The sequence below is a fragment of the Peribacillus sp. SIMBA_075 genome (genome assembly GCF_046534585.1).
In genome coordinates this window covers 1-10954 of sequence record NZ_JAWRYN010000076.1, presented here as the reverse complement: position 1 = coordinate 10954, position 10954 = coordinate 1, and the positions used below count along the sequence as shown (strand labels likewise).

Here is a 10954-nt window from a genome sequence, read left to right as displayed (position 1 = left end):
ACTCCTTGTGGTATCGTAGGTTCGGCGTATCTTCCGTCTTTGACCAACTGTGCAATGACTTTAGCATCTTTCACATCATTTTTAGTAGGAGAATTATCATCAAGCTCCTTGCTTTTCTTGACGTGCAAAGGGTTTACAGCTACAAACTTCAATTCATTTTCTTTTAACATATGAGCTAGGTTGAACCAATAATGCCCTGTCGGTTCCATCCCAACTATCACATTTTCCATACATTGTACTTTCTTGATTTCCATAATCCAATTAAGAAAATGCTCGAATCCCTCTTTTGTATTCTCAAAATAACAAGGTGATCCAAACTCCATTCCTCTAAAGTCTTGAGCACGTGCCACATGCTTGAATTTAGCAATATCCACCCCTACAATAAGGGTTTGAGAGGTAATTTGAGCAATTTTCTTATTTTGGTTATAATTCATTTTAAAGCCTCCTGGTATTTGAGTTTTGTCCTTTTCTTCGCCGAGCTTCAGGACTCTCTCATTCTACCAAGAGGTTATTTTTTTGTTCAAACTTCAATTTCATTGATTACAGGAATGCTGCCCCTTTAGTTGCATAACAAAAAGAGCTGCCAAAGTGAACTGCACCCCAATTGTTAGACACCATCTAATAATTGGAGGTGCAGTTCAAAGCAACTCCCTAATTGAAGTAAAGCAACTGATAGTTCAACAACAATTACTCTTTCGTAAATGTAATAATAATAGAGGTATGGATTTTTTCATCAGTAATCCCAGATTGATTGGCTTGCTTGATGTTGTGAAATACTCAAATCCTCATTGTAATCACCCAACTGTTTATGATGATTTCCATTCATCCTTAGCCTAATCCTATAACAGTTAGTAATAAAAAAAATGAATCTGGCGGCTTTTTGGTGTTCAATTCCCAAAATCCCACTAGCTTTATTCAACTCTAACCACGCTTTCGAATTTACCTTTGTGGGATCCGTCACAAAAAGGTTTATTATCGGAAAGTCCACATCTGCACAAGGAAAAGATTTCCTTTTTTCAATTTTATTCCATTCGCCATCGACTAACTCTACATTCCCTGATACACGTAATGAACCATTATCATTAACTTTGATAGTAGCTATAATAAATCACCTCTTTTTTAAAACATTTTTGCCAAGGGGGAATAACTTTAAACGATAAATAAGATGTTCCTACCTCCTCAATATTATTTGATTGACATCCTGTAATTACAAAAAGAAGAACCGTTCTACCAATAAAAACACACCACATTTTATCGCCCTTCCCATATTTTTAGACGATATTATAAAGTTCCAAAAACCTTATTCAATTAAACTGCCATGTTAGTTTATTAAAAAAAGGTTGCCGCAGCAACCTAGTTATTGAGTCAAACACCTATTAGTTTAAGTGTATAACTCCACATTTATAAAAAAAAAGACTACAGTTCTAACCCTGATTTTTCGTCTCTGAAGGCCTAGATTCAAGCAATACCTGAATCATAGGAGGGTGTTTCAGAAAAATAATAATTATTTAATTAAGCTTGCGCGGTCTGATATAACTTGTTTACTTCATCCCAGTTAATGAGATTAAAGAAAGCAGAAATATAATCAGGACGCTTGTTTTGATAGTTGAGATAATAAGCATGTTCCCAAACATCGAGGCCAAGTATTGGTTGTTTACCTTCCATTAGTGGGCTATCTTGATTAGGTGTACTAGTAATAACAAGTTGTCCATCGTCCATAACTAGCCAAGCCCAACCTGAACCGAAGCGACCTGTTGCAGCTTTAGTAAGCTCATCTTTAAACTGATCATAGCTCCCAAAAGCTTGATTTATTGCTTCTGCAACTACACCAGTAGGAGCTCCACCACCGTTTGGAGAAAGGATCGTCCAGAATAAGCTATGATTAGCATGACCTCCACCATTATTGCGCACAGCAGTACGGATATTTTCAGGAACAACATCAAGGTTTGCAATTAACTCTTCAACACTTTTGTTAGAAAGATCATCATGTCCTTCGAGTACAGCATTTAGGTTATTGATATATGTTGCATGGTGGCGATCATGATGAATCATCATCGTCTGTTCATCAAAATGTGGTTCAAGATCATTGAAATCATACGGTAAAGCTAGAAGTTCATATTTATACATTTAAAATTCCTCCAAATATATTTTTTTTAAACTATAAAAAATTTTAATTATTTTTTATAGTTTTTCTGATAATAAGTATAAAAACATCTAACATCTAAAATTCAACTTAATAACGTAATTCTCTGGCAACTTTCAGAATCCCAAATCCTACCTTATTACACTTAAAATGGTTAGTCTTGAGTACGGGATATATTGTTCTTTACTTATATAATGATAATTCCATTTCAATCCGCGTACGAATTAATTCTAAACATTCTTCTGGGGTTTTAGCAAAAATCCGTTTCACATTTACCATTGCATATGGCCTGCGTGCACACATTCCACAAAAAGAGAGACAGTCATTTTGAATAACTGCTACTTCTGGGTACTCTGTTTCAATTATGGTTTCTAAATCAAGATGATTGATAAAATTACTTTCACATATTTCTACTACTACAATACCTATTTTTTTAACCTCCATAATATTAATGAACTTTTTTATCAGTTAATATTCTTCACCTAAAATGATTACCTCAGTTTCTAGGTCATCACCAAAATTTTACAGTTTGTTATTTGAACATGTCTGAACTGTGAGGGACATGTTTTTTTGCTTCTGGATCAATGTAATATTTTGCAGCATTTATAGCAACTGGAGCTTCACCGAAACCACTAGCAATTAGTTTTACTTTCCCTTCGTATGTGCAAATGTCCCCTACTGCGTATATCCCAGGAATACTTGTTTCCATTTTAGAGTTAACGAAAATCGAGTTTTTCTCAATATCTAATCCCCATTCATTGATTGGGCCGAGTGAAGAAACAAAACCATAGTTTACAATAACAGCATCCACATCAATGATCTCTTCACCTTCGCCAGATACATGTTCAAGAACTACTTGCTTAATTTTACTTTCATCCCCAATCAATACAGTTGGGACATAAGGAGTCTTTATCTCAACCTTAGAATTTTGGAGATTCATTACGCTATGCTCATGTGCACGAAATTTATCACGGCGATGAACAAACAACTAACGAAGAGATTCATTATTCTAAGGCTGTTATTATTACGGCATGAAATGGAGCATTTCATCCTCGTCGAATTGAATTAGATAACGCATCTCAATATGAAGGGGAAAATCTCCATTACTTTATTATTAACGACCAGTCAACCGCTGAATCTCCTCACCAAAAACAATGACTTTTTTACCCGCAAATTGATTAAGATTTGAATTTGAAAGTTCCATCTTCCTGCTTGTTTTTTCAGATTCCTTTTCGTTGTTATTATCGAGGAAAAATATTAATAATTTATTTATGGATAATAAAACAATTAAAAATTACTTATTTTTATTGTAAAACTCTTCGGGAATTTTTCCGACATTTCTTTTATGATATAAAAGAGGTTTTTTGTTTTCATTTTGAATATCTACTACTTCTCCAATTAAAATAGTATGATCACCTGCTTCAATCGTTTTTATAGTTTTACATTGCAAAACCCCAGAAGCTCCTGAAATAATTGGCAGATTATATTCTGATAAATTCCATTCACAATTTTCAAATCGATCAGTACCTTTACTTGCAAATAAATTACATATTTCACTCTGATCACCAGATAATACATGTACAGCAAATTTTTCAGTTTTTATAAAAGACTTATAAGATGATACCCTTTTATCAATAGACCATAAGACGAGTAAAGGGTCTATTGATACTGATGCAAATGAATTGACTGTAAGCCCCAGAGGAATGCGGTGCTCATCTACTGTTGTTACGACCGTTACACCAGTAGGATAATTCCCCATTACTTCTTTAAAAAGAGATACCTTCGTACTGTTTTCCATATTCAAACACACCTTTCAATAAATTATATAAAAGAGTTACTCCTCACCAATGATTTTAACCTCTGTTTCAATTTCAATATTGTATTTTCTTTTCACCGTTTCCTGAATATATTGAATCAAGTGCAGATAATCCGTTGATGTTGCATGATTTATATTCACAATAAAGCCAGCATGCTTCGTTGAGACCTCCGCACCCCCAATCCGTTTCCCCTGCAAACCGCTATCAGAGATTAATTTACCTGCAAAATAATTGGGCGGACGCTTAAAGACGCTGCCACAAGAAGGAAATTCAAGTGGTTGTTTTTGTTGCCGAAGTAATGTAAATTTATCCATTTTTTCTTGGATTTTCATGGAACTTCCTTTCTCCAATTGAAAAATTGCCTCTAGCACCATATAGTTCTCTTTCTCAAAAATACTCCTTCTGTAGCCAAACTGGAAATCAGATTCATCAAGTGTACGAAGATCACCAGACATCGTGATCACTTTAGCCTTTTTTAGGACAAATGAAATTTCTCCGCCATAGGCTCCTGCATTCATCATTAATGCTCCTCCTACACTTCCAGGGATTCCACATGCAAATTCCATCCCTGATAAATGATGCTTGAGAGCAGCTTTGGACACATCAATGATACTGGCTCCACTTTCAGCTTTAATTTCATTTTCATGTACCTTTATTTTATTTAAATTGTCCAAAATCATCACAATTCCACGAATTCCTCTATCTCGAATAATCACATTTGTTCCATAACCAAGTATGGTTAAAGGAATCCTTTTTATAAAAGAGTATCGAGTTATTTTTTGAACTTCTTCTACATTTTCTGGTTTGATATAGATATCCGCATTTCCTCCCGTTTGAATAAATGTATGATTTGCCATCGGTTCAGCAAGTCGTATAAACGAATGAGGACAAATTGCTTTAATTTCATCTAAAATTTGAGAGTAATTCATGATAATCAATTAACTACTGTCAGACTCATTTAACTAACAGAGTAGGTCCTCCTCCATCTCAAAGTCCATAATCTGTTTTTCATATACTAGGCATACTAAAAAGAATGAGATTATGCACCAAAGTACTTTTTAGCCTTTTCAAAGAAAATTTGATCTTCTACTAGTAATTCATCCTCATGATAGATTGCTTCAACTGGACAGGCCGATTCACAGGCACCGCAATCAATACATATAGATGGATCAATAATATATTGATCTTCACTAAGCTCAATACAATCTACTGGACAAACATTAACACAATCTGCTGCTTTTTCCGAAATACAAGGTGATGTAATAACAAACGCCATTTTACTCACTCCTACTTATCTAAAATAATCATTAAATACTAAATTTAAATATCCTTACAAACATAATGTAAGTTATCTAGTCAGACCAACCTTATAATTTTTTAAATTGATTGAGTTAAGTAAGAAAATTAAACAGTGATTTGTTCCTTTAATTCTTTACTAGATCGTTCCCAAAAATCTTTATCATAACTTATTAAGAATTCTTTTAATAATTTTTTCGATTTCTTATCAATATGTGATAAAACAAATTTACTTTTTATTGCTTTATCCAAGTAATTAACATGCTCTGGCATGGACTTATATCCGAGTTTAATGCGTCGATCTTCTCTGGATACAAATATCTCACATGCGGTACACCCTGAATAATATGGACCATCTTTTGTAGAATTAAGACTCACCCAAACAATCCAATAAAGTTTCGGGTCATCTCCCGCATGAGATTTATTTGGTCGGAACCCTACCTTTTTTTCCACAACACTTCGACCATGTAGAGCTTCCATATCTATAAAGATTTTGTTATCTTCTGGATTAATAATGATAGGTGTAACATTATTTAGATCCATCGTACCAACACCATAACCACCGTCACCATCCGTAGAATCACCGCTTAATATATTGAAAAATACTTCTTGTTTTTCATTTAGTTCTTTCAAATGAGTTGCCTACCTTTCTCTAAGCTATTCCACTATGAAAAAAACAAACGAATTAATTATACTTTTTATATTAAAAGGTATAATTAATCTTTTTAAAGAATACAACAAAAGTTAATTAGAAACAATTTATTTGCATCCTTTCTGATTCTTTTTTTCTAATTTCCTTCAGATATTATTTAAAAGCCAAATTCTTCAATATCGATAATTGCCAAAATAGGCTATTTCTCTTTTAGAATTTTATACTATATAGTATAATTAGTTTTAATTTAAATAAAAAACTCCAGCAGTGCACAGCATATACGCACTGCTTTTTATTATAAATACAATTTTGATTAAATTTTCCTCTTATTTGAAAGTGAGGTGCTCATGATCATGGATGCTACAAAAAAATCTACTAAAGATAAGATACTTGATTTATTGAAAAAAGAAGTATCATTAACGGTCAATGACTTAACTGATCGATTAAATATTACACATATGGCTGTAAGAAAACATCTAAATATATTAGAAAAAGATGGTTTAATCCAAAGTAACGAAATCAAGCAGCCCATGGGAAGACCTTTACAAATCTATTCTTTAACAGAAAAAGGTGAAAGACTATTCCCTAAAAATTATGAGGGAATCAGTGTTGAATTCCTTCACGATATCAAAGATTTGCATGGAGAGGAATCCATCCATTATTTATTTAAGAAACGAGAGCAACGACTAACGAAGGAATATTCAACAAGAATCGCTCAAAAATCTACCCATGAAAAGATGAATGAACTCGTTAAAATTCAAAACGAAAAAGGTTATATGGCAAATATATCTCAAATAGGCGAAAACACATATGAACTAGTTGAGTATAACTGTCCAATTCTAGCAGTGGCGAAGGAATTCAAAACAGCTTGCAGTTGTGAAACACAAATGTTTAAAAATGTACTTGAAACAGACCAGGTAAATAGAATTTGCTGTAAAACAGATAGAGATGACCATTGCAAATTTTTAATTAAATTTTAACCAATGAAACCTAACCGCATTTGCGGTTTTTTTTGTTTACACTATGCCAACCACATTCATTTTATAAATTCTAGCTCTCCATTTTTCATAACAATCTCCATGTCAAACTCCTTCAAAAACCAAGAATTAACATGATTAAAATAAAAATTATACTTTCTCAACAAACTAATTCGATTAATGAACAAAGTTAAAAGAGCACTCATTGGCTATCCGTTATTTCAGTCATAAATAAGGTTCCATAAAACAGACATTTATACTGCTAAAAACAACTTTATGATAATCATAGATGCTATTATTTGTTCCAAAACTCGTGTTATTTTGCACATCCAACTTTAAAAACCCAGCTACCTTCACATCAGAAGATTAGCTGGGTTTCTTCATTATTTACATCTAATTATTTATAGAACTAATTCGGATCCGCCTAGTAGCGACTGCTCATTGTTCAGCAATCGGCCCTTTAATGGAACAACGAAAATAGAAACACAAATCAATTAAGCTTGTTTTTCTTGAACTAACGCTCCCGTACAATTCTTCACAAACCTTGCTGCTAATTTATATCATTACAGGAATGCTGTACTGTTAGTACGAATTTAAGCACGATTAAAAGTTCCCTTTATGAACTCTATAATTACCAGACAGGTCTTAACTTCGATGATAGTTTATCTTCATTTTCTTCATAAACTAATTTTGTTAAATCTTCTTTGAGCATTTGCAGGCGTTCAGCACCTATGTTTTCAATCCAACGTTGCTCAATCTCAGTTAGTATTTTCTCTTTTGCTTTCACTACTAACCAACCTCGTTCGGTCAAAACAATAATTTTCCCTCTCTTATCAGTGGGATGAGCTTTGCGCATTACATAGCCACTTTTCTCAAGATAATCCACCATTTTACTCACAGCTTGCTTTGTAATTCCTAAATATTCGGCTAGTTCTATACCTGTTGCTCCATTGGGAGTGATGCATTTAAACATAAAACCATGTGCAGGTCTAATATCTCCAAATCCCAATTCACTCAATCTGTCATGTAATTCATTAATTGATGTACTAAAGGATAATGATAAAAGTGATGTAAGATCCAATTCACTAAATACTTCATGTTTCATACATAAAACCTCCTTAAATAAAGTCAATCAGGTTGACTTTATTTAAAATCCATTGTACTATACACCATGTAGTCAATCAAATTGACTATAGTCCAATTATATAAGAAATAGGATTCACCGAAACAAAGTTCATACATTATGGAGGGTTCTCATGGCTAACATCGTTAAAATTAGAGGAAGTGTATTTGCACCGTATGCTTGGTTAGAACCTATTAAAGATTCTGCAACAGAAAAGATATTCGAATACACTGGTGATGCACGTGAATTTACACCAAACGCTGTAAACACTATGCGGTCAAGATTAGAGCAAGAAGTGATTATTGATTTTTATAAAAAAGAAATTTTCACCTATACAAATGCTTGTTCCGTAACTGTAAAAGTTACAAATCCAGATGGTTCTATTGATTATAAAAAAGGAAAAACAAGTACAGAAAATATTGTATGTACTAATGTTGTGTGGGGCACTGATGAAGTTTCTTTTGAAATGAGGGCAAGTGCAAGCAACCCTTTAAATGCAGCAGCACCTGCGGCTGATTATTTATTAACTATACATGTTAACAAGAGTGGTGTTGCACAAATTGAAGGTGCACATGATGGGTTCCCCTGCTATGAATTTTATAAACAAACAGATTTTGGTCCATTTGAATTAATATATACACATGATTTCAGAAAAACTGGTGACACTCCAGCAGCGCTAGCTGGGGAAATGGAATACAGGTTTAAAACGACAATCTAGATATAAATACTAAGTAGAAGTTTACAAGCAAATATTAAAGGAAAAGCAATATTTTATACGAAAGAAATTGCGATTTGCTTTGCTTAATGACTCAATATTATTATCCATAAAATTAAAAATCATAGAGGTGTGTCTCATGACTAATATCGTTAAAGTTAGAGCAAGTGTATTTATTCCAATGTCTTGGACTGAGACTAAAAAGGATACTCAAACAGGAAACCTGATTCAATTCGAAGGTGACTCACGTGAATTTACACCATATGCTGTAAACGCTATGCGTTCCAGAATTGAACAAGAAGTAATTGTAGATTTTTATAAAAAAGAAATCTTCACATATGCGAATACTGGCATAACAACAGAAAGAATCACAACTCCTGATGGTTCCGTTAATAAAAAAACAGGAAAAGCTAGTACGGAAGGTATTTTGTGCACTGATGTTGTATGGAAGTCAGATGACGTCAAATTTCAAATGAGTGCTAGTGCTAGCAACCCTTTAAATATATATGCACCTCCTGTTGACTACCTATTAACTGTACAGGTCAAAAAAGATGGTAGTATCGATATTCAAGGAGCACACGATGGATTCCCTTGTTATGAATTTTATAAGCAAGTAAATTTTGGTCCGTTTGAACAAATATATACGCATGATTTTAGAGAAACTGGTGATACTCCCGAAGCTCTAGCTGGAGAAATGGAGTATAGTTTTAAAAAGATATTATAAAGTCACACATCTTCATCAAGCCAAGATAAATTTGAATTCATTATGGGTATTTCACCCACAAAATGGGAAATCCCACTTTAAGAAAATTTAGACAAGAAACGCTTTAAGTTTTATTACGCTACGTAAGATCCCAAACAACACAATTTGAATTCGCACTAAAATAATGACGAAAAAACAACATAAGAGTGAGAAACAGGGGGAAAAAAGAATGACAAAAGTTTTATTTGTAAAAGCAAACAATCGTCCAGCAAATCAAGCAGTTAGTGTGAAATTATATGAGGCTTTTTTAGCGAGCTATAAAGAATCTCATCCAAATGATACAGTAGTAGAGCTTGATTTATACAAGGAAGAATTGCCATATGTAGGAGTAGATATGATTAACGGTACATTTAAGGCTAGTAGAGGACTTGATTTAACAGTAGAAGAAGCAAAAGCAGTAACTGTTGCTGATAAATATTTAGAACAATTCCTTGCAGCTGATAAAGTTGTGTTTGGATTCCCATTATGGAACTTAACAATTCCAGCTGTACTACACACATATATTGATTATTTAAACCGCGCGGGCAAAACATTTAAATATACGCCAGAAGGTCCGGTAGGTCTTGTTGGAAATAAGAAAATTGCATTATTAAATGCAAGTGGCGGTGTGTATTCTAAAGGACCAGCAGCTGAAGTAGAAATGGCTGTTAAATATGTAGCAAGTATGATGGGCTTTTTCGGTGTAAAAGATATAGAGAAAATAGTGATTGAAGGTCACAACCAATTCGCAGATAAAGCAGAAGAAATTATTGCTGCAGGGCTTGAAAAAGCTGTTAAAGTAGCAAGTACGTTCTAATTAATAAAAAACTTGTCACTTAATATAGCAGTACCAACACTTTTATAGTGGTGGTACTGCTTTTTTTATTTGCTTATCTTGCTACTTTTGAGTAGTAAGAACCAATTGATGTGTACTTTACATTCTCAACTTCGGGTCCAGTCAGGAAAATGCGGATTTACAACGTTAAGCATTCATGAGTAGTAAATTAGCAAAATCCTGACGCTACACCAACCAACAAGATCCTAAAATATCTATGAATACTCATACCAAAAACCCCCTTGGCGCCCAAGGGGGTTCACGTCGTTCGTTTTTATTGGTTATGCATGATTTTATACATTGTTGATGAATCAACGTTTTCGGCTTCTGAAGAAGCCTGAAAGCTTCATAAAAAAGGGGTTGGTTATGCAATTGTTACGATTTCGGCTGGAAGATAGCCATTACAATAAATAATAGGCACGACTTATCATTTCCGGGCGTCCCTAATACAAGCTGAAGTAAACCATTACTTGAGTTTTGTCCAAGTTCAAATTTCCCCTCCCTATAGTTCTCATTTCCCATCTGTTTTATAGAAATTATTATATCACCCTTCTTCAACTAAACTGCCCCGTTAGTGCCATAAATCGAGTAGGAGGAGGCGCCTAGCCTCCGACCTCTCACACCACCGTACGTACCGTTCGGTATACGGCGGTT

At 33.8% G+C, this 10954-nt stretch carries 12 protein-coding genes and 3 pseudogenes; 5 read left to right on the top strand and 10 right to left on the bottom strand.

The genetic code is table 11. The features are described from left to right. The 5 genes and pseudogenes from SB775_RS26705 to SB775_RS26685 all read right to left on the bottom strand — a co-directional run. Positions 1 to 434: IS110 family transposase (locus SB775_RS26705; protein WP_410864143.1), on the bottom strand; the 434-nt coding region annotated here is incomplete at its 3' end. A 477-nt stretch (positions 435 to 911) separates the two neighbouring features. Further along, positions 912 to 1105, bottom strand: a pseudogene (locus tag SB775_RS26700) (CDGSH iron-sulfur domain-containing protein). A gap of 407 nt (positions 1106 to 1512) precedes the next feature. After that, entirely contained in the window at positions 1513 to 2127 is a 615-nt protein-coding gene (locus SB775_RS26695; RefSeq protein ID WP_410864142.1) for a superoxide dismutase, read from the bottom strand. Positions 2128 to 2326: 199 nt separating this feature from the next. Next, positions 2327 to 2572, bottom strand: coding sequence for a YuzB family protein (locus SB775_RS26690; protein WP_410864145.1), 246 nt, complete (start codon positions 2570 to 2572; stop codon positions 2327 to 2329). Between the two features lie 103 nt (positions 2573 to 2675). Further along, a pseudogene (locus SB775_RS26685) lies at positions 2676 to 3125 on the bottom strand (NAD(P)/FAD-dependent oxidoreductase); the annotation flags it as partial. Between the two features lie 2 nt (positions 3126 to 3127). Between SB775_RS26685 and SB775_RS26680 the strand changes: the two are divergent. After that, a pseudogene (locus tag SB775_RS26680) lies at positions 3128 to 3256 on the top strand (ferredoxin--NADP(+) reductase); the annotation flags it as partial. Between the two features lie 181 nt (positions 3257 to 3437). On the opposite strand, the gene SB775_RS26675 reads toward SB775_RS26680, so the two are convergent. The 4 genes from SB775_RS26675 to SB775_RS26660 form a co-directional block, all read right to left on the bottom strand. Then, positions 3438 to 3941: a flavin reductase family protein gene (locus tag SB775_RS26675; protein ID WP_410864141.1), complete on the bottom strand. Its 504-nt coding sequence runs from the start codon at positions 3939 to 3941 to the stop codon at positions 3438 to 3440. A 36-nt stretch (positions 3942 to 3977) separates the two neighbouring features. Continuing rightward, on the bottom strand, positions 3978 to 4889 hold the full coding sequence (murB, locus tag SB775_RS26670) for a UDP-N-acetylmuramate dehydrogenase (RefSeq protein ID WP_410864139.1): 912 nt from the start codon (positions 4887 to 4889) through the stop codon (positions 3978 to 3980). A 110-nt stretch (positions 4890 to 4999) separates the two neighbouring features. Continuing rightward, complete coding sequence (locus tag SB775_RS26665; protein WP_410864138.1) at positions 5000 to 5236, bottom strand: ferredoxin family protein; 237 nt, start codon at positions 5234 to 5236, stop codon at positions 5000 to 5002. 128 nt (positions 5237 to 5364) lie between these two features. Beyond that, positions 5365 to 5889, bottom strand: coding sequence for a YwhD family protein (locus tag SB775_RS26660; protein ID WP_410864137.1), 525 nt, complete (start codon positions 5887 to 5889; stop codon positions 5365 to 5367). A gap of 372 nt (positions 5890 to 6261) precedes the next feature. On the opposite strand from SB775_RS26660, the gene SB775_RS26655 reads away from it, so the two are divergent. Further along, positions 6262 to 6888 (top strand): helix-turn-helix transcriptional regulator, encoded by a 627-nt coding sequence (locus SB775_RS26655; RefSeq protein WP_410864136.1) that lies wholly within the window; start codon positions 6262 to 6264, stop codon positions 6886 to 6888. 628 nt (positions 6889 to 7516) lie between these two features. Here SB775_RS26655 and SB775_RS26650 read toward each other — a convergent pair. Next, complete coding sequence (locus SB775_RS26650) at positions 7517 to 7990, bottom strand: MarR family winged helix-turn-helix transcriptional regulator (protein ID WP_410864135.1); 474 nt, start codon at positions 7988 to 7990, stop codon at positions 7517 to 7519. 151 nt (positions 7991 to 8141) lie between these two features. Here SB775_RS26650 and SB775_RS26645 point away from each other — a divergent pair, with 151 nt between their 5' ends. From SB775_RS26645 to SB775_RS26635, 3 genes are all read left to right on the top strand, one after another. After that, complete coding sequence (locus tag SB775_RS26645; protein ID WP_410864134.1) at positions 8142 to 8726, top strand: DUF3238 domain-containing protein; 585 nt, start codon at positions 8142 to 8144, stop codon at positions 8724 to 8726. 136 nt (positions 8727 to 8862) lie between these two features. Then, positions 8863 to 9447: a DUF3238 domain-containing protein gene (locus SB775_RS26640; RefSeq protein ID WP_410864132.1), complete on the top strand. Its 585-nt coding sequence runs from the start codon at positions 8863 to 8865 to the stop codon at positions 9445 to 9447. Between the two features lie 208 nt (positions 9448 to 9655). Then, positions 9656 to 10282, top strand: a complete 627-nt coding sequence (locus tag SB775_RS26635) for an FMN-dependent NADH-azoreductase (protein WP_410864131.1) — start codon at positions 9656 to 9658, stop codon at positions 10280 to 10282. Positions 10283 to 10954 lie beyond the last annotated feature (672 nt).

Bases quoted from the DNA above. Each gene is read 5' to 3' on its own strand.
- SB775_RS26695 (WP_410864142.1), bottom strand. From the start codon at position 2,127: ATGTATAAATATGAACTTCTAGCTTTACCGTATGATTTCAATGATCTT.
- SB775_RS26675 (WP_410864141.1), bottom strand. From the start codon at position 3,941: ATGGAAAACAGTACGAAGGTATCTCTTTTTAAAGAAGTAATGGGGAAT.
- murB (WP_410864139.1), bottom strand. From the start codon at position 4,889: ATGAATTACTCTCAAATTTTAGATGAAATTAAAGCAATTTGTCCTCAT.
- SB775_RS26665 (WP_410864138.1), bottom strand. From the start codon at position 5,236: ATGGCGTTTGTTATTACATCACCTTGTATTTCGGAAAAAGCAGCAGAT.
- SB775_RS26655 (WP_410864136.1), top strand. From the start codon at position 6,262: ATGGATGCTACAAAAAAATCTACTAAAGATAAGATACTTGATTTATTG.
- SB775_RS26650 (WP_410864135.1), bottom strand. From the start codon at position 7,990: ATGAAACATGAAGTATTTAGTGAATTGGATCTTACATCACTTTTATCA.
- SB775_RS26645 (WP_410864134.1), top strand. From the start codon at position 8,142: ATGGCTAACATCGTTAAAATTAGAGGAAGTGTATTTGCACCGTATGCT.
- SB775_RS26640 (WP_410864132.1), top strand. From the start codon at position 8,863: ATGACTAATATCGTTAAAGTTAGAGCAAGTGTATTTATTCCAATGTCT.
- SB775_RS26635 (WP_410864131.1), top strand. From the start codon at position 9,656: ATGACAAAAGTTTTATTTGTAAAAGCAAACAATCGTCCAGCAAATCAA.